Annotated in this window: 19 protein-coding genes and 1 riboswitch; of the genes, 10 read left to right on the top strand and 9 right to left on the bottom strand. The window is 74.6% G+C overall.

Features of this window, described 5'->3' with window-relative positions; all coding sequences use genetic code 11:
* Positions 1-19: 19 nt before the first annotated feature.
* Positions 20-149: riboswitch (cobalamin riboswitch) on the bottom strand.
* Positions 150-233: 84 nt separating this feature from the next.
* The 5 genes from ACIBQZ_RS05315 to ACIBQZ_RS05335 form a co-directional block, all read right to left on the bottom strand.
* Positions 234-1805 carry a gluconokinase gene (locus tag ACIBQZ_RS05315; protein WP_396087194.1) on the bottom strand — a complete coding sequence of 524 codons (1572 nt, stop codon included), beginning with the start codon at positions 1803-1805 and terminating at the stop codon, positions 234-236.
* Between the two features lie 81 nt (positions 1806-1886).
* Complete coding sequence (locus ACIBQZ_RS05320) at positions 1887-3152, bottom strand: hypothetical protein (protein ID WP_396087195.1); 1266 nt, start codon at positions 3150-3152, stop codon at positions 1887-1889.
* Positions 3149-3664, bottom strand: a complete 516-nt coding sequence (locus ACIBQZ_RS05325) for a SigE family RNA polymerase sigma factor (protein ID WP_396087196.1) — start codon at positions 3662-3664, stop codon at positions 3149-3151. Before ACIBQZ_RS05325 ends, ACIBQZ_RS05320 begins: the two co-directional genes overlap by 4 nt.
* Positions 3665-3725: 61 nt before the next feature.
* On the bottom strand, positions 3726-4250 hold the full coding sequence (locus ACIBQZ_RS05330) for an SRPBCC family protein (RefSeq protein WP_396087197.1): 525 nt from the start codon (positions 4248-4250) through the stop codon (positions 3726-3728).
* The gene (locus ACIBQZ_RS05335) at positions 4247-4552 is read right to left on the bottom strand and encodes an ArsR/SmtB family transcription factor (protein WP_396087198.1); all 306 of its coding nucleotides are present in this window, start codon (positions 4550-4552) and stop codon (positions 4247-4249) included. The genes ACIBQZ_RS05330 and ACIBQZ_RS05335 overlap by 4 nt, the downstream gene beginning before the upstream one ends.
* Before the next feature lie 58 nt (positions 4553-4610).
* On the opposite strand from ACIBQZ_RS05335, the gene ACIBQZ_RS05340 reads away from it, so the two are divergent.
* Positions 4611-5861, top strand: a complete 1251-nt coding sequence (locus ACIBQZ_RS05340; RefSeq protein WP_396087199.1) for a glycosyltransferase — start codon at positions 4611-4613, stop codon at positions 5859-5861.
* Between the two features lie 36 nt (positions 5862-5897).
* Here ACIBQZ_RS05340 and ACIBQZ_RS05345 read toward each other — a convergent pair whose 3' ends face one another.
* Positions 5898-7181, bottom strand: coding sequence for a citrate synthase (locus ACIBQZ_RS05345; protein WP_396087200.1), 1284 nt, complete (start codon positions 7179-7181; stop codon positions 5898-5900).
* A 178-nt stretch (positions 7182-7359) separates the two neighbouring features.
* On the opposite strand from ACIBQZ_RS05345, the gene ACIBQZ_RS05350 reads away from it, so the two are divergent.
* From ACIBQZ_RS05350 to ACIBQZ_RS05380, 7 genes are all read left to right on the top strand, one after another.
* Positions 7360-8220 carry a universal stress protein gene (locus ACIBQZ_RS05350; RefSeq protein ID WP_396087201.1) on the top strand — a complete coding sequence of 287 codons (861 nt, stop codon included), beginning with the start codon at positions 7360-7362 and terminating at the stop codon, positions 8218-8220.
* 21 nt (positions 8221-8241) lie between these two features.
* Positions 8242-10515, top strand: coding sequence for a putative bifunctional diguanylate cyclase/phosphodiesterase (locus tag ACIBQZ_RS05355; protein WP_396087202.1), 2274 nt, complete (start codon positions 8242-8244; stop codon positions 10513-10515).
* 151 nt (positions 10516-10666) lie between these two features.
* Positions 10667-10819 carry a hypothetical protein gene (locus tag ACIBQZ_RS05360; RefSeq protein WP_396087203.1) on the top strand — a complete coding sequence of 51 codons (153 nt, stop codon included), beginning with the start codon at positions 10667-10669 and terminating at the stop codon, positions 10817-10819.
* 42 nt (positions 10820-10861) lie between these two features.
* Positions 10862-11644: an exodeoxyribonuclease III gene (locus tag ACIBQZ_RS05365; RefSeq protein WP_396087204.1), complete on the top strand. Its 783-nt coding sequence runs from the start codon at positions 10862-10864 to the stop codon at positions 11642-11644.
* A gap of 77 nt (positions 11645-11721) precedes the next feature.
* Entirely contained in the window at positions 11722-13410 is a 1689-nt protein-coding gene (locus ACIBQZ_RS05370) for a PP2C family protein-serine/threonine phosphatase (protein WP_396087205.1), read from the top strand.
* Entirely contained in the window at positions 13410-14453 is a 1044-nt protein-coding gene (locus ACIBQZ_RS05375) for a B12-binding domain-containing protein (protein WP_396087206.1), read from the top strand. Before ACIBQZ_RS05370 ends, ACIBQZ_RS05375 begins: the two co-directional genes overlap by 1 nt.
* 203 nt (positions 14454-14656) lie before the next feature.
* A complete protein-coding gene (locus ACIBQZ_RS05380) occupies positions 14657-14902 on the top strand; it encodes a hypothetical protein (protein WP_396087207.1) in 246 nt (81 codons plus the stop codon).
* Between the two features lie 126 nt (positions 14903-15028).
* Here ACIBQZ_RS05380 and ACIBQZ_RS05385 read toward each other — a convergent pair whose 3' ends face one another.
* Positions 15029-15253, bottom strand: a complete 225-nt coding sequence (locus ACIBQZ_RS05385; RefSeq protein WP_396087208.1) for a hypothetical protein — start codon at positions 15251-15253, stop codon at positions 15029-15031.
* Positions 15254-15513: 260 nt separating this feature from the next.
* Between ACIBQZ_RS05385 and ACIBQZ_RS05390 the strand changes: the two genes are divergently transcribed.
* Both ACIBQZ_RS05390 and ACIBQZ_RS05395 read left to right on the top strand, forming a co-directional pair.
* A complete protein-coding gene (locus ACIBQZ_RS05390; protein ID WP_396087209.1) occupies positions 15514-16422 on the top strand; it encodes an LLM class flavin-dependent oxidoreductase in 909 nt (302 codons plus the stop codon).
* Positions 16423-16513: 91 nt separating this feature from the next.
* Entirely contained in the window at positions 16514-17143 is a 630-nt protein-coding gene (locus ACIBQZ_RS05395; protein ID WP_396087210.1) for an NADPH-dependent FMN reductase, read from the top strand.
* Between the two features lie 4 nt (positions 17144-17147).
* On the opposite strand, the gene ACIBQZ_RS05400 is transcribed toward ACIBQZ_RS05395, so the two are convergent.
* Positions 17148-17438, bottom strand: coding sequence for a DUF1905 domain-containing protein (locus ACIBQZ_RS05400; RefSeq protein ID WP_396087211.1), 291 nt, complete (start codon positions 17436-17438; stop codon positions 17148-17150).
* A gap of 155 nt (positions 17439-17593) precedes the next feature.
* Positions 17594-18394, bottom strand: a complete 801-nt coding sequence (locus ACIBQZ_RS05405) for a LamG-like jellyroll fold domain-containing protein (protein WP_396087212.1) — start codon at positions 18392-18394, stop codon at positions 17594-17596.
* Positions 18395-18437 lie beyond the last annotated feature (43 nt).

Consider the following 18437-nt stretch of genomic DNA (forward strand, 5'->3'; position numbering starts at 1 on the left):
TCCGCGGGTCCGCGCCCACGTGTGGAAGGTACGAGCGGCCGGAGTCTCCTGACTTCCGGGGCCGAAACCCCGGTCACAGTGGCGGGACCGTCCCGGTCTCCCACCGGGTTCCTCCACTGCCGCTCGCGAGCCACTCTTTCTCACGGCCCGCCACGCCGTCAACGCGGGGTCACGTGGCCATCCTCACCAACCCGCACCCAGCAGCTCAGCCCGCCCGATCCGGCCCGGCCGGGCTACCGGCCCTCGGGGAGGGCCTTCTCGGTGTCCGGCAGCGGCTCCGGCGCGAGCCTGTCCAGTTCCTTGAGGACGTCCGTGACCGCCAGCGCCGACCGTTCCACCAGCGGCCGCATCCGCCGGTACAGCGTGGCGTTCCGCGGGTCCGGGCGTTCGTGCTCGGTGATCGCCACCAGCGCCGCCGCCTCGTCCAGGTCCGGCAGTTCGCCCAGGGCGTGCCGGCCCAGCAGGCACGCGCCCAGCGCGGTTCCCTCCGGCGTGTCCGCGATCGCCACCGGCAGGTCCAGCGCCGCCGCGAGCACGCCCACCCACAGCTCCGACGCGACCGCGCCGCCGGTCGCCCGGACCTCGGTCATCGTGATGCCCTCGTCGTCGAACGTGTCGCGGACCAGCGCCAGCTGCTGGCACACGCCCTCGACCGCCGCCCGCACCAGGTGCGCCCGCCCGTGCTCGCGCCGCAGCCCGAGGTAGGCCCCGCGCATCCCGCCGCGCCACCACGGCGCCCGCTCCCCCAGCAGGTACGGCAGGCACAGCAGCCCTTCGCTGCCCGGCTCGACCTCGGCCGCCTCGATCAGCAGCGCCGCGTCGCGCACGTCCGCATCCTCGCCGTCGGCGGACGGCCGGTCGAAGCCGCTCGCGAACGTCTGCCCCGCCCAGCGCACCACCGAGCCGGCGTTGTTGATCGCGCCGCCGACCACCCAGCGGTCCTCGGTCAGCGCGTAGCAGAACAGCCGCCCGGCCTTGTCCGCGGTCGGGGCGTTCACGACCGTACGCAGCGCGCCGCTGGTGCCCAGCGACACCGCCGCCACGCCGGCCGGGGTGGCGCCGACGCCCAGGTTGGCCAGCGGCCCGTCGGCGGCCCCGATGATCAGCGGCAGGTCCGGCGGCAGCCCGGCGGCCACCGCCACCTCGCGCTTCAGGCGCAGCCGGCGGGTCGTCGGGACCACCTCGGCGAGCTGGGCCTCGCGGACGCCGGTCAGCTCCAGCGCCTCGGGGTCCCAGCACCGCCGGTGGATGTCGTACAGGCCGGTGCCGGAGGCCACGGAGAGGTCGAGCAGGAAGCCCTCGTCGGCCAGGCCGGCCAGGACGATCTCCTTGACCCCGCCCCAGCGCGGGGTGTCGCGCAGCACGGCCGGGTCGGTCTCCCGCCACCAGACGAGCTTGCTCAGCGGCGCCATCGGGTGCACCGGCGTACCGGTGCGGGCCTGCAGCTCCTTGGCCCGGCCGGAGGCCAGGATCCGCTCGCTCTGCCCGGCGGCCCGGTTGTCCGCCCAGGTGATCAGCGGGCCTCGCGGGGCGCCGCCGGCGTCCATCGGCACCAGCGCGTGCAGGAACGCGCTGAGGCTCACCGCGAGCACGGTGTCGCCCCGCTCGTGCGACTGCTTGGCGACCGCGATCAGTGCCTCGATCGCCGCGTCGCGCAGCCGGACCGGGTCGAGCTCGGCCTGACCCGGTCCGGGCACCGACAGCGGGTAGTGCACGCTGGTCATCGCGCGCACCTCGCCCCTCGGCCCGGCGGCGATGGCCTTGGTCGCGGTGGTTCCGGTGTCGACACCGATGACGACGTCCATGCAGCCTCCCTGATCGCGGGACACATGCCCGATCGGGGCGCGGCTCAACCGGCGGCCGGGCCGGGCACATGCACCTCGACCCTAGGCCAGCCGGACCCGGATCGCCCGCCGTCCCTCCGGGGTCACCTCGACCTCGGCGGCCGCGGCCGGCAGCAGCGCCGCGTCCCCGGCGACCGGGAGCCAGCTGCCGTGCGGCACCCGGTAGCGCAGCCGGCCCCGGCCGGCGACGACAACGCCCTGCCCGTCCGGCAGCCGGACCTGCACGGGCAGGGGCGCGGCGGGGGACGGGAAGCCCCGCAGGACCGGTTCGGGGGCGCCGATGGACAGGAACAGCCGGAGCCGGTCGTCGGTGCCGGCCAGGGTCTGCACGGCGAACGGGCGGCGGTCGGCCGTCGTGCCGCGGAGATACCAGGTGTCGGCCGGTGGCACGACGCGGTAGCCGTACCGGTCGACGAGGTCGTCGCGGGTCGTGACGTCCCACGGGCCGCCCTCGGTGAGCGGCACGCCGGTGCCGGTCAGCGACCGGGTGAAGCGCCGGGCGCCGTCGGCGGGGGTGCCGCGGCCGGCGTCGCCGATCAGCCGGGAGAGGTTGGCCAGGCCGACCGAGCGGTCACCCTGGGAGTCCGGTACGTCGGCACGCAGGCCGGCCCGGATCAGGGTCCGCGACGCGGCGGTGGCCGCGAAGGCGACGCCGTCGTGCACCCGGAAGTCCAGTGGGTCGAACGTGCGCTCGACCGCACCCGCCGCTGTGTAGGAGACAGCGGGCGAGTACCGCACCCGGCGGCCGTCGTCCAGCACCATGAGCACCGAGCGCTCCCGGCCGAGCAGCGCCGCCGTCGCGTTGGCTGCCCCGGTGAGCATCTCCTCGAGGGAGATCATCCGGAGGCCGTCGGCGTCCTGCTCGGCGAAGCCCAGCAGGCCGTACCGGATCTGGCCGATCGGCGACGCCACCTGCTCCGGGACCCGCTGCGCGACCACCGCCGCCCCGCCGCCGTGCGGCGCCTGCCCGGCCCAGACCACGTGCGGCTCGCCGCGGACCGGGATGGCACCGACCTTGGCACGCCAGGCGGCGCGTACCCGGTCCAGGAAGTCGCGGTCGCCGCGCAGGTCGCCGCGGGTGGCGCGGTCGAGCAGCGGCGAGGCGACCGGCGCGGCGCCGCCGCGGCCGGCGAACAGGACCCCGGCGGTGGCGCCGGCCGCGACGGTGGCGAGGCCGCCGGCCAGCAGGGTACGGCGCCGCACGACCCGGCGCCGCCCGCCCGCCCGGACCCTGTCCAGCAGGTCGGGCGGCGTCCGCAGCTCACCGGTCGCCTGCTCGAACGCGATCCGGATGTCGGTGTCGGTCATGCCGGAGCCTCCGTCGCTCGTGGCGCGGCCGGGTGCCGCTCGTTGTGGTCGGTCATGGCGGCGCGCAGCCGCACCAGGCCCCGGGACACGCTGCTCTTGACGTTGCCCTCGGAGCAGTCGAGCGCCCGGGCCACCTCGGTGACCGGCAGGTCCTCCAGGTAGCGCAGCACCACCGCGGCGCGTTGCCGCGGCGGCAGGGTCCGTAACGCCGCCAGCACCGTGTCGCGGACCACGACGTGCTCGCTGTGGTCCGGCGCGGCGACGTCGTGGCTGCCCAGGGGCGCCTCGGGACGCCGGCCGCGGCGCCGCCACCGGTTGGCCGACCGGTTGACCAGCGCCCGGCGGGCGTACGCCTCCGGCATGCCGTGGATCCGGCGCCATTTCACGTACATCTGCTCGAGCACCTCCTGCACCAGGTCCTCGGCGCTGTGCCGGTCCCCGGTGAGCAGGTACGCGATCCGGAGCAGACCCGTGCCGCGGCTCCGCACGAACTCGTCGAACCCGTCGCGCATGACCTGCCTCTCCCCGTCGTGTCACCCTGCCTGACACCGGCGGGCGGGGAAAGGTTGCCGGTCAGCGCGCGAACATGTCGGCGTAGGCCGCGCGCAACCCGTCCCAGCCGTGTGCCTTCGCGTCCCGGCCGCGGATGACCCCGACCGGGTCGTCCGCCAGCAGCCGGTCCAGCACGGCGACGCACAGGTGCCAGCCCGCGGCGACCATCGGCGCCAGGTCGGGCTCGGCCAGGGTGTGCCGCAGGGTGAGCCGGGTGCCGTCGCCGGCCGGGGCCAGCTCCCAGCGCAGCAGGTCGTCGCCCCAGGTGTACTCGAGCAGGGTGGGCGGCTCGGCGCGCAGCACGGTCGCCGGCAGGTCCGTCCGATCCGGACCGTCGACCGTCGTCAGGGTGGTCGCGCCGGGGCGGGACAGGTCGCCGGCGGCCGTGAACGGCGCCCACTGGTCCAGCCGGCCGGGGTCGGTGAGGGCGGCCCAGACCTTCGCCAGCGGGTGCGGCAGCGTGCGCACGAAGATCAGCGTCCACTGCTCGCCCGCGGCGACGACCGCGGCGTCGGCGGGCGGGCCGGGGTCGAAAGCGCTGCTCATGATTCCTCCAGGTGGCGTTCCAGGGCGGCCAGGTGCCGGGTCCACATCCGGCGGTACGGGGCCAGCCAGGCGTCGAGCGCGCGGAACGGACCGGGCTCGAGGGAGTAGATGCGCTGCTGCGCGGCGGTACGGCTGGAGACGTACCCGGCCTCGCGCAGCACCTTGAGATGTTTGGAGACGGCGGGCTGGCTCATCGCGAGCTTGTCGACGAGCTGTCCCACGCTGCTGTCGGCCTGCCGCAGCTCGTCGAGGATGCGGCGGCGGGTCGGCTCGGCGAGTACGGCGATGGCGTCCACGGGCACAGGCCGACTATTCCACTGCGGTTATATAACCGTCAAGGCATAGGGCTAGGCTCGGATCATGCGCGTGGTGATCGTGACGTCCGGCTCCACCGGCGACGTGGCGCCGTACACGGGGCTCGGCGCCCGGCTGCGGCAGGCCGGTCACGAGGTCACCCTGGCCACCCACGAGCCGTTCCGGGAGCTGGTCGAGCTGCCGTTCCTGGCCCTGCCCGGCGACCTGCGGCGGATCCTGCCGCAGGCCCGGGGCCAGGACGGCACGGGTTCGGGCACCGGGCCGCGGGCCCTGCTGCGGCTGCTGCGCATCGCCCGGCCGCTGGTCGCCGAGCTCGGCGACGGCATCGTGGCGGCGGTCCGGCAGACCCGGGCCGAGGCGGTGCTGCTGTCCACCGTGGTCGCGCCGCTGGGCTACCAGGTGGCGGAGGCGGCCGGCATCCCGTGGGCGGGCGTCTTCCCGCAGCCGGTGTTCCCCACCGGCGACTTCGGGCCGGTGCTGGTCGGTGGCCGCTCGCTGGGAGGCACCGGCAACCGGCTCACCGGGCGCTTCCTGGAGTCCGCGGCGCACCCGCTCTACGCCGGGCCGGTGCGCGACCTGCGGCGCCGGCTGGGCCTGCCCCGGCGCGGCATGGCCGCGTTGCAGCGGGCCCAGCAGCACCGGTGGCCGACCTTCCACGGCTTCAGCCCGGCCGTGGTGCCCCGGCCGGCCGACTGGCCCGCGTCGCAGGAGGTGGTCGGTTACTGGTGGCCCGAGCGGCCGGCGGGCTGGACGCCGCCGGCCGAGGTCGAGCGGTTCCTCGCCGCCGGACCGGCCCCGGTCTACGTGGGCTTCGGCAGCATGGCGCCGGGCCACGGCGAGCGGCTGGCCGGGCCGGTGCTGGCCGCGGTGCGCGCCGCCGGGGTCCGCGCGGTGGTGCAGGCAGGCTGGTCCGGGCTGCGCGTCGCCGCGGGGCCTGACGTGCTCAGCGTCGGGTCGCTGCCGCACGACTGGCTGTTCCCCCGGATGGCCGCGGTGGTGCACCACTGCGGCGCCGGGACCACGGCGGCGGGGCTGCGGGCGGGAGTGCCGGCGGTGGGTGTGCCGGTGCTGGCCGATCAGCCGTTCTGGGCCCGGCGGCTGCACGAGCTCGGGGTCGCGCCGGCGCCCGTACCGCTGCCGAAGCTGACGGCGGACCGGCTGGCCGGCGCCCTGCGGTCGGTCACGGCCGACCCGCGGTACGCGGCGCGGGCCGCGGCCGTCGCGGCCCGGCTCGCCACGGAGGACGGCGCCACCCGGATCCTCGGCTGGCTGGACGAACAGCGGCCGTCCTCCTGATCAGGGGGACGGCCGCGACGCTTCGCGAGCGGACGGTCAGCGCTCGTTGATCGGGACGAACCGACGCTCCGCCTCGCCCGTGTAGAGCTGGCGCGGGCGGCCGATCTTGGTGGTCGGGTCGGCCATCATCTCGCCCCACTGCGCGATCCAGCCGGGCAGCCGGCCGAGCGCGAACAGCACCGTGAACATCTTCGTCGGGAAGCCCATGGCCTTGTAGATCAGGCCGGTGTAGAAGTCGACGTTCGGGTACAGCTTGCGGGAGACGAAGTAGTCGTCCGCCAGGGCGATCTCCTCGAGCCGCAGCGCGATCTCGAGCAGCGGGTCGGGCTTGTCCATGGTGGAGACGACGTCCTCGACGGCCTTCTTCACGATGGCGGCGCGCGGGTCGTAGTTCTTGTAGACCCGGTGCCCGAAGCCCATGAGCTTCACGCCCTTCTCCTTGGCCTTGACGCGGCGCACGAAGGCGTCGACGTCACCGCCGTCGGTGCGGATGCCCTCGAGCATCTCCAGCACCGCGGAGTTGGCGCCGCCGTGCAGCGGGCCGGAGAGCGCGTTGATGCCCGACGAGACCGAGGCGAACAGGTTGGCCTGCGCCGAGCCCACCAGCCGGACGGTCGACGTGGAACAGTTCTGCTCGTGGTCGGCGTGCAGCACGAACAGCATGTCGAGGACCTTGGCCAGCGTCGGGTCCACCTCGTAGTTGACGGTGGGCAGCCCGAACGTCATGCGCAGGAAGTTCTCGACGTAGTCCAGCGAGTTGTCCGGGTACGGCAGCGGGTGGCCGATGGACTTCTTGTACGCGTACGCCGCGATCGTCGGAAGCTTCGCCATCAGCCGGATCCCGGAGATCTCGACCTGCTCGGGGTCCGTCGGGTCGAGCGCGTCCTGGTAGAACGTCGACAGCGCGGTGACGGCCGAGGAGAGCACCGCCATCGGGTGCGCGTCGCGCGGGAAGCCGGAGAAGAAGGCGCGCATCTCCTCCTGCAGCAGGGTGTGCACGCGGATCTTGTCGCCGAACTCGGCCAGCTGGGCCGGCGTCGGCAGCGCGTCGTGGATCAGCAGGTACGAAACCTCGAGGAACGAGGCCTTGCCGGCGAGCTGCTCGATCGGGAAGCCCCGATAGCGCAGGATCCCGGCGTCACCGTCGATGTAGGTGATCGCCGACGCGCACGAGGCGGTGTTGACGAAGCCCTGGTCCAGGGTGACGTATCCGGTCTCCTTCAGCAGCGCGCTGACGTCGATCCCGCCTGGACCCTCGACCGCCGGGCGCACCGGCATGGACAACTGGCCACCTGGGTGGTCGAGCTTGACATCCGTCATGTAATTCCCTCACTTCACCGGCAGATGTCGCCAATAACCTGCCGTTCACCGTAAACCCTCAAGCTGAACGGGTCATCAGGCGGTCGAGCGCTGAGGGATTGATCACGACCGCCTTCCCAGGAACACCATAGATAATGGTCTGTCTACCGCGCCGTCGCGGTCCGGAGGTGGTGCACCGATGCGGATGCCGGGTCCTGCTCCTGTCGTCGTAGGCGTCAACGGCACGTCCTCCGGGCTGGCCGCCGCCCGGCTCGGCGCCCGCGAGGCGGTGGCCCGGGGACAACCGCTGCGGATCCTGCACGTGTTCGCCTGGCCCGGCCGCCCTTCCTCCGATGATGCACCGGATTGGGCCACCGCGCGCCGCGAGGCGGCCCGGATCGTGGCCGAGGCGGTGGCGACCGCCGGCCGCACCGTCCCCGGCGTCCAGGTCGAGGGCCTGCTGGTGGACGGCCTGCCGGTGCGCGAGCTGCTGCGGCAGAGCCGGACCGCGGAGCTGATCGTGCTCGGCGACGACGACCTGGCGCTGAGCCCGCGCCTGCCGGCCGACTCCGTGCTGGTCCAGACGGTCTCCCGGGCGCGCTGCCCGGTGGTGGTGTCCCGCGGCAACCGCCCGCCGGCCGGCCCGCTGCTGACCGCGGTCGACGGCTCGCCCAGCTCGCTGCTGGCCCTGCGGATGGCCGCGGCGGAGGGCCGCCGCCGGAGCATCGCGGTGGAGGTCGCCCACGTGGTGGGCCACGACGACGAGCGGGAGGCGGGGCGCCGGCTGCTGGAGTCCGCGCTGGCGGGTGTGCCGGAGCTGAGCGGGGCCCGGACCCGGTTGCTGGTCGGCGACGCTGCGCCGATTCTGGTCCACGCGTCGCACCGGGCACGGATGATGATCGTGGGTCCGCGGGGTACCAGCGGCGGCTCACTGCTCGGCGAGGTGGCCCAGCAGTTGCTGCGCAGGTGTGCCTGTCCGACAGTCTTTGTCCACGGAACCTCTGCCGGGGAGAGCTCACCGGCGGGTACGGTGCCATCGGCGGGAGCGCTGATGAGCTGACTGGCCAGGGGGCGATGACGGGTGCTGTCCACAGCTCCGTCGACACAGGGTCGGCGATGGTGGAAGGTCTTCGGCGTCGCCGGCGTGCTCGCCACCGCCCTCTACACGCTCAACCTGGCCTCCGCGGTCAACAGCGCCGCCTTCGCCGTCATCGGCATCGGCACCGTCTGGGCCTGTTTCACCGCTCCCCGCCGCTTCCGCGCCGAGCCCCGGGCCGCCTGGCCGTTCATGGGCGCCGCCGCGGCCTGCTTCCTGGTCGGCGTGGTGGTCCGGCCGCTGGTGGTGAGCCAGCCGCTGATCGCCGACGCCTTCACCGTGCCCGGCTACGTGCTGCAGGCCGTCTTCTTCGCCATGCTGCTGCGCTCCCGGGGCAGCATCGCCCGGCACTCGGTGCTGGACGGGCTGATGGTGTGCCTGGCCGGCGGGCTGGCCAGCGCGCTGCTGCTGGCCGCGCCGGCCGCCGCCATCGCCGACCGGCCGCCGATCGAGTCGGTGCTGGCCGGGCTCTACCCGCTGTTCGACGTGGTGCTGCTGGCGCTGTGCGTCAACCTGACCTTCACCGCGCGGAGCTGGCCGGTGAGCCTGGCGACGCTGGTCGCCGGGATGGTGCTCATGGTGATCGGCGACGTGGCGTACGCGATCATCGGCGTGGGCGGCAAGACGTACGTGTCGCCGCTGCTGGACGTGCCGTTCCTGCTCGCGTACGTGCTGCTCGGGGTCGCCGCCCTGCACCCGTCGGTGGTCCAGCTGGGGCACGCGGCCCGGCACCCGGTGCAGGCCTGGTCGTGGCGCCGGATGACGCTGCTGGTGCCCGCGGTGTCCACCCCGTTCGTGCTGTTGGTGGCCGTCGGCGGGGATTCGCCGGAATACCGCGCGCTGATCGGCGCCTGCGGCCTGGCCATCGTCGCGCTCCTGCTGCTGCGGGCGATCTCCGCGGTGCAGGCCCAGGTGGCGGCGCAGCTGCACTCCGAGCACCAGGCGATGCACGACCCGCTGACCGGGCTGCCGAACCGGCGGATGATCTCGCACGAGATCGAGCGACTGCTCGGCACCGTGCCGCCGCCGGACGTCCGGCGGATCTGGGTGTACTTCCTCGACCTGGACGGCTTCAAGTGGGTCAACGACTCCTGGGGCCACGACACCGGCGACCAGCTGGTCATCGAGGTCGCGGCGCGGCTGCGCGCGGCCATCCCGGCCGGCACCATGCTGGCCCGGGTCGGCGGCGACGAGTTCCTGGTCGCCTACCTCGGCGACGAGCAGGGCGCGCTGCGGCTGGTCGAGGACGTGCACGGGTGTTTCGCCCGGGCGCTGCCGGTCCGCGACACCGAGCTGGTGATCAGCGCGTCGATCGGCATCGCGCACGCGCCCGGCGACGACTCCCCCGAGGTGACCACCCAGGCCCTGCTGCGCGACGCCGACACCGCGATGTACCGGTCCAAGGCCGAGGGCCCGGGCCGCTCCACGATCTTCGACACCTCGATGCACGACCGGGTCCGCGAGCGCATCGAGCTGGAGGGCGCGCTGCGCACGGCCCTGGCCGAGGGCCAGCTCTCCGTCGTCTACCAGCCCATCGTGCGGCTGGAGAACGGCCGGCCGATCGGCGCCGAGGCGCTGGTGCGGTGGAATCACCCGCGGCGCGGGCCGATCCCGCCGATGACCTTCATCCCGGTCGCCGAGGACGCCGGGCTGATCGGCGCGCTCGGCACCTGGGTGCGCAACGAGGCGCTGGCCCAGCTGGCCCGGTGGCGCGCGGACGGCACGGTGGGCCCGGAGTTCTACCTGTCGATCAACGTCTCGCCGCGCCAGCTCAGCAACGCCGAGCTGCCCCTGATCGTGGCCGGCGAGCTGCTCCAGCACGGGGTGCCGGCCGCGGCGGTGGCCCTGGAGATGACCGAGTCGGTGATGGCCGACGGCGGCAGCGTCACCGCCCGGGTGCTGTACGAGCTGCGCGAGCTCGGCCTCAAGCTGCTGGTCGACGACTTCGGCACGGGCTTCTCGGCGCTGGGCTACCTGCGCCGCTTCCCGGTCACCGGCGTCAAGATCGACCGGTCGTTCGTCTCCGGCCTGGGCGAGAGCGTCGAGGACGAGGAGATCGTCCGGGCCGTGGTGGCGATGAGCCGGGCGCTGGGGCTGAGCATCGTGGCCGAGGGCGTGGAGACCCGGGTGCAGCGCGACGCGCTCGCCGCGGTCGGCGTCACCCAGGGCCAGGGCTGGCTGTGGGGCCCGGGGGTGCCGGCGGGCGATTTCGCCGGCCACTGGGCCGCCCGCCGGTACGCGCCCGTGCCACCCGGCTGAGAGCGCACCCGGGGGTACCGTCTTCCCCATGGGGTGACAAACGTCTCCCCTGCCACTGGTGCACCGCCGACAAGTCCGGCATTATTCCCTCGGCCCGGATCCTTGCCCCGCGCATCGGCCGGCCGATGACAGGGAGACCGGAGGAGGCGACATGATGACGACGTTGATCGGATCCGAGGGGTCCGTGCTGTGGCTCGTCCTGGTGCTGCTCGTGCTGGCCTCCGGGCTGGCGGGCGCCCTGCTCGCGGCCGTGCGGAGCAGCTCGGCGCCGATCCGCACCGAGCACCGCGCCCCCGAGCGCTGACCCAGCCGCGACGCCCGGCCGGGGCGCTGGCAGGCTGGGGCGATGCGCTTCGCCACGTGGAACGTGAACTCGGTCAAGGCCCGGCTGCCCCGGCTGCTGGAGTGGCTCGATCAGGCCCGGCCCGACGTGCTCTGCCTGCAGGAGACCAAGGTCGCCGCCGACGGCTTCCCCGAGCAGGAGGTCGCCGCGCTCGGCTACCGCACCGCCGCGTACGGCCAGGGCCGCTGGAACGGCGTCGCCCTGCTCTCCCGGGTCGGCCTCGACGACGTGCGGCACGGCTTCGACGGCGAGCCCGGCTTCCCCGAGCCCGAGGCCCGCGCGATCAGCGCCACCTGCGCCGGCATCCGGTTCACCTCGGTGTACGTGCCGAACGGGCGCACGCCGGAGGACCCGCACTACGCGTACAAGCTGGCCTGGTTCGCCGCGCTGCGGGACGCGCTCGCCGCCACGACCGGCCCGGCCGTGGTGGCCGGGGACTTCAACGTCGCGCCCACCGACGACGACGTCTGGGACCCGCAGGTCTTCGTCGGCTCGACCCACGTCACCGCGCCGGAGCGCGAGGCGCTGGCGGCGCTGCGCGCGCTCGGGCTCACCGACGTGCTGCCCCGGCCGCTGAAAGGTGATCATCCCTTCACCTACTGGGACTACCGCGCCGGCATGTTCCACCAGAACAAGGGCATGCGGATCGACCTGGTCTACGCCACCGCCGACGTGGCCGCCGCGGTCCGCGATGCGGTGGTCGACCGGGAGGCCCGCAAGGGCAAGGGCCCGTCCGACCACGCCCCGGTGATCGTGGACATCGAGGTGCCGGGGTCCTCCGTCTGAGCAGAGCCGGATCCGCGCCCACCGCGTAGGCTGGCCGGATCACCGAAAATCCGGCGGGGAGTGAGAGGGGAACGGTATTGGACACCCGGGTACCGGCCGCTCCGGTCCTCGCCCCCGCGCCTGCGCTGCTGCGTGCCGCCCTGGACGCCGCCGGTGAGGCGGTGCTGCTGTGCACCGCGGCCGACGACCGGATCGTGCTGGTCAACGCCGCCGCGCGGGCCCTGCTGCCGGGCCTGGAGCCGGGTGGCAGCACCGTCGGCAGCCCGCTGGCCGGGCTGGCCCACGCCACCGCCGAGGACGCCGCCGTCTTCACCGGCGAGTATCAGGGCCGGCAGCTGCTCGGCTACCGCCGCCCGCTCGGCGACGACCACTACGGGTGGTATCTGCAGGACACCACCGAGGAGCTGGCGCGGGCCGAGGCGTTCCAGGCCGAACGGGCCCGCACGATCTTCCTGGCCGAGGCGAGCCGCCGGCTGTCCGCCTCGCTGAACCAGCGGCGCTGCCTGCGTACCACCGTCGAGCTGGCGGCGGCGCACCTGGCCGACGCCGCGGTCGTGGTGCTGCCGGCCCGCAGCCGGCAGAGCGAGTGGGTACGGCTGGTGGCCGGCGGCGGCGTCACCGACGGCGTGCTGCGCGAGCACCAGCTGGGCGAGGTGCCCGGCCTCGAGGAGGCGCTCGGCGGGTTCCCGCCGATCCCGAGCCGCTGGCTGGACGCCGGGCAGGTGCCCGGCTGGCTGCTGCCCGAGGGCTTCGGCCCGGTCGGCGCGCTGCTGGTCACGCCGCTGCCGGGCAACGCGGAGCCGGCCGGCGCGCTGATCCTGGCCCGGTGCGGCGCCGACGCGGTGTTCTCCGGCGAGGACGAGATGCTGGCCCGGATCTTCGCCGCCCGGGCCGGCGGCGCGATCTCCGCGGCCGCCCTCTACCGTGAGCAGGTCGACACCACCGCGATCCTGCAGGCCGACCTGCTCCCGCCGGAGCTGCCCCAGCCCGAGGGCATCGAGCTGCTCGGCTCCTACCAGGCGGCCCGGGACGCGGTGCGGATCGGCGGCGACTTCTACGACGTCTTCGGCCCGACCGCCGACAGCCCGGAGACGGTGATCGCCCTGGGCGACGTCTGCGGCAAGGGCCCGGAGGCTGCGGTGCTGACCGGCAAGGTGCGCCAGACGCTGCGTGCGCTGCGCCTGGTCGGCTCCGACCCGGCCGCCATGCTGACGGTGCTCAACCAGGCGCTGCTCGGCGCCAGCCGCCAGCACCGCTTCGTCACCCTGGTCGTGGCCGCGGTCAGCCGGGCCGAGCACGGCCGGGTCCGGCTGCACCTGGCCACCGGCGGGCACCCGGCGCCGCTGGTGCTGCGCGCCGACGGCACGGTCGAGACCGTGCCGGTGGCCGGCACCCTGATCGGCGTGGTGCCGCGGATCGCCGTGCAGCCCGCGGTGGTCGAGCTGGCCCCGGGTGAGCTCTGCCTGCTCTACAGCGACGGCCTCACCGAGGCCCGCGGCGGCGCGAGCGGCACCGAGCAGTACGGCGAGGCCCGGCTGCGCGACGCGCTGGCGAGCTGCCTGGGCATGCCCGGCGCGGCGGCCGTGGAACGGGTCCGCCAGCTGGTCTCCGACTGGGTGCACGGCGGCGTCCGGGACGACATCGCGATGCTCGTGGTCCGCGCCCCGTCGCGCACCAAGCTCAGCCTGATGGAGACCGGCGCGCCGGCCGCCTCGCCGTTCGCCATCGACGCCCGACGGGGTGACCGCCGGGGCCGGAGCCGCTGATGACCGTCTCGACCACCACTCCCCCGCGCTCCCTGGACGACCCCGGCCTCGGCGACCGGTATCTGCGCCTGGTGGGCGACGGCGACGAGTACGGCGCCATCGAGATCGTCACCGCCCTGCTGGACAACGGGGTGCCGCCGGCGCGCCTCATGCTCGACCTGATCGCCCGCACCCAGCGCCGGGTCGGCGAGCTGTGGGCCACCAACGACTGGTCGATCGCCCGGGAACACGCGGCGACCGCGATCAGCGAGCGGGCGCTGGCCACCGTCTCGGCCCGGACCCCGGTGCGCCCGACCCGCGGGCGGATCACGGTGGCCTGCGTCGACGGTGAGTGGCACGCCGTGCCGGTGCGGATAATCGGCGAGATCCTGCGGCTGGACGGCTGGCGGGTGGACTTCCTCGGCGCCAACGTGCCCGGCCCGCACCTGGTCACCCACCTGCACCAGACCGGCCCGGACGCGGTGGCGCTGAGCTGCATGCTGGCGACCCGGCTGCCGCGGGCGCACGCGGCGATCACCGCCTGCCGCTCGGTGGGCGTGCCGGTGATCGCCGGCGGCCCGGGCTTCGGTCCCGACGGCCGGTGGGCACACCGGCTGGGCGCGGACGCCTGGGCGGCCGGGGCGGAGGGTGCGGTGCAGCGGCTGGCCCGCGACTGGCCGCCGCAGATCGACGACCCGTACCAGACCGGGTTCCTGGGCGACGACGAGTACACATACCTGGTCCGGCACCGGGGCGAGCTGGTGAGCACCGCGGTGACCCGGCTGACCGCGGCGTACCCGCCGATGAGCGGCTACAGCCAGCGCCAGCACGACTCGACCGTGGAGGACCTCGGCCACGTGGTCGACTTCCTGGCCGCGGCGCTGTACGTCGCCGACGACCTGGTCTTCACCGACTTCGTCGGCTGGACGGCGCGGGTGCTGGAGGCCCGCCGGGTGCCGCCGGTGGCCCTGCAGATCGGCCTGACGCTGATCCGCGACCAGCTCCGCGACTTCCCGTCGGCGGTGGCGATCCTCGACGCGGGTGTGGCGACGCTCCGCGAATAAAGACGTAGCGCTTCGGCCGGCCGCGGAGTTACCGTACGGGCATGATCTCCTGACGCCGCCCCGCGCAGATCCGGACCCAGGGCGAGGCCCCGGTCCCGCCGCGCCGCGCCGGCGCGTGCCCGCCACGGTTCCCGCTTCCCGCGGCCGCCGTGTGCTCCCGTTCCGTCCGCACCTCTCACCTCGCTCCATGAGGAGGTAGCCGTATGCCTGACCGACCTTTCTCCGTGCACGTCGATCCCGACGAGCTCGCCCGCCGGGACCTGACCGCGGCGGTGTCCATGGACACCGCCGTCAGCGGCCCGGCCGACCAGCAGCCCGCCGCCGGTGACACCGCGGTGCGCCACGGCGCCCGGGACGCCCGGCTGGCGGCCCGCCAGCGCTCCGAACGCGCCCACGCGGGCCGGGCAACCGGCGGATCGGCCCGCAGCTACGCCTTCCGGCGCAGCTGACCGGGCCGGCATCCACCGGTGGGCCACTGCGGCGATCGCTGAGGAGGCCATCGCCACCACCCCTGAAGCCCCCGGAAACACGACGGCGCCCGCCACAAGGGCGGGCGCCGTCGACTGTGCTCGGACCTACGCGGAGACCGCGGCGATCGCCGCGATGGCGCCGGCGGCCTTGAAGTACTTGTTGCCGGCCAGGTCGCCGATGGTCTTGATGTTGAACGCCTTCTGCAGCAGCTCGGCGTCGCTGTCGCTGACCCCGGCCAGCGCGGCGACCGGGGCGTTGAGCAGCTCGGCGGGCGAGCTGGATTCGTACGCCTTGTCGAGGATCTTGTCGAGGTTCGCGGAGACTGCCATAGGAAGTTCCTTCCGTCCGTCGGATCCCGCGGCCAGGAATGGCCAGGCGGCCCACCGAGGATTCCACATTCATGATCGTGAGCGCCGAGCGGTCGGCCGGATTGCCCCGAGACGGGCGATCCTCCCTGTTCGCCCGCCGTTCGCCGAATGGGTCGGCCTCGGCGGGACGAGCGCCCCGCACCAGGTAGCTCTCGACGTGCTCGACACCGCCGGCTCCGGCGCACCACACGGTCGCCGGCCGGAACCCCTAGACTCGGCCGATGTCTGCCACGATCACCACCCCAGGGTCCGGACGGCCGCGGATCGGCGTCATGTTCGACCGGGACCGCGCACCCGAGGAGCTGGCCACCTTCGCCGCCGAGGTGGAGCGGGCCGGCGCCGACGACCTGTGGGTGGTGGAGGACCTGGGCTGGGCCGGCTCGATCAGCTCGGCCGCCATCGCCCTCGCCGCGACCGGGCGCCTGCGGGTGGGCATCGGCATCGCGCCGGTGGCGTTGCGCAACCCGGCCCTGCTGGCCATGGAGCTGGCGACGCTCGCCCGGGCGTACCCGGGGCGGCTGGTTGCCGGGCTCGGGCACGGGGTGGCCGAGTGGATGCGCCAGGTCGGCGCGGAGGCCGGCAGCAAGCTGGCGCTGCTGGAGGAGACCATCGTCGCCGTCCGCGGGCTGCTGGCCGGCGAGACCGTGACGATGAAGGGCCGGGAGGTCACCGTCGACGGGGTCCGGCTGGTGCACCCACCCGTCCCGGCGCCGCCGCTGGTGACCGGGGTGGTCCGGCCGAAGTCGCTGGAGCTCTCCGGGCGCGTCGCCGACGGCACGATCCTCGCCGAGGGCATCGGGCCCGAGCGGATCGCCGCCGCCCTGGCACCGATCGACCGGGGGCGCGCGGCCGGGGACCGCCCGGGGCACGAGCTGATCGTCTTCACGTATCTGCACGTCGAGGACGACGCCGGGCGGGCCGCCGCGGCCACCCGGGAGATGGTCGCCGATCAGGCCGCCTGGCTGGGCGCCGAGTCGGCGGAGCTGTTCACGCTGATCGGGCCGGCCGGTGCCGTACCGGAGCGGGTCGAGGCCCTCCGGGCCGCCGGTGCGGACACGGTGGTGCTGCGCCCGCTGGGAGCGAACCCGCTCGATCAGGTCCGCGCCGCCCTGGCCGCGCTGGGCCGCTGACCCGCCGGGGTGCGCGGTTCCACAAGATCGACAGCCGCCGACCCCGCCGCGTCGCACGGGTTGTGCGGGGGCCCGGCCTTATCGTCACGTCATGACGCGCATCCTGCTGATCACGGGCGGCACCAGCGAGGGTTCGCTGCACACCGCCGCCCTGCGCACGGCGGTCCGGTTCGCCCCGGCGGACCTCACCGCGACGCTCTACGACGGCCTGCGCGGGCTGCCGGCGTTCGTGCCCGGCGAGCAGCCGGTGCCCGCCGCGGTGGCCGGGCTGCGGGACGAGGTCGCGGCGGCCGGGGCGCTGCTGTTCAGCACCCCGGAGTACGCCGGCTCGTTGCCGGGCAGCCTGAAGAACCTGCTCGACTGGCTGGTCGACGGCGGCGACCTGACCGGCAAGCCGGCCGCCTGGCTCTCGGTGGCTGCGCCCGGCGACGACGAGAGCGCGCTCGGCACGCTGCAGACGGCCCTCAGCTTCGGCAACGCGCGGCTGCTGCGGCCGGCCTGCATCCGGGTGCCGCTCGACCCGGCCGCCGTCGACGCGCAGGGCCTGGTGACCGATCCGCAGCTGCACCGGGCGGTGCAGGACATCCTGCAGTCGCTGGTCCGGTCGGCCGGCGCGCCCAAGCCGCGGGCGCAACCGTCCTGGCAGGCCTACTCCAGCGTCTTCCCGGTGGTCATGCGCCGGGACGCCTCGACCCCGCGGGGCTGGCGGCCACCGTCCTGATCGGTCACTCCGGCAGCCGCACGGCGAGCCGCACCGCCACCGTCCCGCCCTCGTCGAGCTGCTCGGCCCGGCGCACGTGGGCCTTGAGCGGCACGACGTACCGCCCGTCCTTGGGCCACAGCGAGGTCTCCCACTCGGTGCCGCCGATCCGCGCCACCACCGGGATCATGCCCCAGCCGTAGCTCGCGTACGACCACGAGCGGAGGGTGTCGCACTCGGGCTCGGGGACGGTGACGAAATACCACGGCGCCGGCCCGCGCCAATGCCAGATGTCGCCGCTGAACTGCAGGTCCATGACGGGCATGGTGGCAGAGCCGGGCCACCCGAGCTGCCCGGCGGGAAGGACCGGACCGTGCCGGTGCCGGCCCTTCCCGGCGCGGTGGTGGCGGCACCGGCCGGCCCAGCCAGTGGCCTGCCGGCGCCGCCGCCGCGCGTTCCGGCGGGCGGTGCTCAGCCCAGGCGGGCGTACACGTCGTCGAGCTGGCCGTGGAACATGTCGCTCTTGGCGTTGAAGTTCGGCCCGCCGATGCGCAGCGGCCGGGTGTTGGCGATGCTCAGGGTCGCCGGGATGGCGATCCGGCCGCGGGCCTGGCCGTCGACGTACACCGTCAGGGACGCACCCGCGCGCTGGCACATGATGCTGTGCCACTTGGCGTCGGCGACGCCGACGGTGCTGCGGACCAGGTAGACCTGGGCCGAGCCCTTGCCGACGACGACGCAGTGGGCCCGTCCCCGCTTGGCGCCGATCTGCATCTTCCACTGGCTCTCGGTGTCGACGACGCCCTTCTGCACGACGTTCGACGAGCCGTTCACCTGGGCCCGGGTGACCCGCACCGCGGCGCCCCAGCGGAACAGCCGGGTGCCGGGGTCGAGGTCGGCGTCGTCGGTGCCCTCGAGCAGGGCGCGCGGGCAGGTCCGGGCGGTGGCGGCGCAGGCGGCGGGGAACGACGCGACCTTGTCGGTGGTGCCGGGGAACGTGACCCGGCCGCGGTCGGCGGCGCGGACCGTCAGGGCGGTCCCGCGGCCGGAGTTCTCGGCGACCCGGCCGGTGGCGCCGGCGCCCTTGTCGAACGAGTAGCGGGCGACGGTGACCGGTCCGGCCGCCGCAGCGGCGGGTGCCGCCACGACCGGGGTGACCGCGGCGGGCGCGGACACCACCGGCGGCGCGGCGAGCGCGGGCGAGGGGGCGGCGATGCCCGGCAGGGCGGTCATCGCGAGGGCGAGTGAAGCTGTCTTGGCGGTGAAACGCATGGGACATAAGGTACGGAATACGCATCGCGCCGCATGCAACGGT

Source organism: Actinoplanes sp. NPDC049599, assembly GCF_044465625.1.
Taxonomy (GTDB): domain Bacteria; phylum Actinomycetota; class Actinomycetes; order Mycobacteriales; family Micromonosporaceae; genus Actinoplanes.

What these genes read in the sequence shown, in the direction of transcription:
- ACIBQZ_RS05380 (WP_396087207.1), top strand. Translation starts at nt 14,657, where the DNA reads ATGCCTGACCGACCTTTCTCCGTGCACGTCGATCCCGACGAGCTCGCC.
- ACIBQZ_RS05365 (WP_396087204.1), top strand. Translation starts at nt 10,862, where the DNA reads ATGCGCTTCGCCACGTGGAACGTGAACTCGGTCAAGGCCCGGCTGCCC.
- ACIBQZ_RS05405 (WP_396087212.1), bottom strand. Translation starts at nt 18,394, where the DNA reads ATGCGTTTCACCGCCAAGACAGCTTCACTCGCCCTCGCGATGACCGCC.
- ACIBQZ_RS05360 (WP_396087203.1), top strand. Translation starts at nt 10,667, where the DNA reads ATGATGACGACGTTGATCGGATCCGAGGGGTCCGTGCTGTGGCTCGTC.
- ACIBQZ_RS05325 (WP_396087196.1), bottom strand. Translation starts at nt 3,664, where the DNA reads ATGCGCGACGGGTTCGACGAGTTCGTGCGGAGCCGCGGCACGGGTCTG.
- ACIBQZ_RS05315 (WP_396087194.1), bottom strand. Translation starts at nt 1,805, where the DNA reads ATGGACGTCGTCATCGGTGTCGACACCGGAACCACCGCGACCAAGGCC.
- ACIBQZ_RS05395 (WP_396087210.1), top strand. Translation starts at nt 16,514, where the DNA reads ATGACGCGCATCCTGCTGATCACGGGCGGCACCAGCGAGGGTTCGCTG.
- ACIBQZ_RS05320 (WP_396087195.1), bottom strand. Translation starts at nt 3,152, where the DNA reads ATGACCGACACCGACATCCGGATCGCGTTCGAGCAGGCGACCGGTGAG.
- ACIBQZ_RS05400 (WP_396087211.1), bottom strand. Translation starts at nt 17,438, where the DNA reads ATGGACCTGCAGTTCAGCGGCGACATCTGGCATTGGCGCGGGCCGGCG.
- ACIBQZ_RS05375 (WP_396087206.1), top strand. Translation starts at nt 13,410, where the DNA reads ATGACCGTCTCGACCACCACTCCCCCGCGCTCCCTGGACGACCCCGGC.
- ACIBQZ_RS05345 (WP_396087200.1), bottom strand. Translation starts at nt 7,181, where the DNA reads ATGACGGATGTCAAGCTCGACCACCCAGGTGGCCAGTTGTCCATGCCG.
- ACIBQZ_RS05390 (WP_396087209.1), top strand. Translation starts at nt 15,514, where the DNA reads ATGTCTGCCACGATCACCACCCCAGGGTCCGGACGGCCGCGGATCGGC.
- ACIBQZ_RS05350 (WP_396087201.1), top strand. Translation starts at nt 7,360, where the DNA reads ATGCGGATGCCGGGTCCTGCTCCTGTCGTCGTAGGCGTCAACGGCACG.
- ACIBQZ_RS05340 (WP_396087199.1), top strand. Translation starts at nt 4,611, where the DNA reads ATGCGCGTGGTGATCGTGACGTCCGGCTCCACCGGCGACGTGGCGCCG.
- ACIBQZ_RS05385 (WP_396087208.1), bottom strand. Translation starts at nt 15,253, where the DNA reads ATGGCAGTCTCCGCGAACCTCGACAAGATCCTCGACAAGGCGTACGAA.
- ACIBQZ_RS05330 (WP_396087197.1), bottom strand. Translation starts at nt 4,250, where the DNA reads ATGAGCAGCGCTTTCGACCCCGGCCCGCCCGCCGACGCCGCGGTCGTC.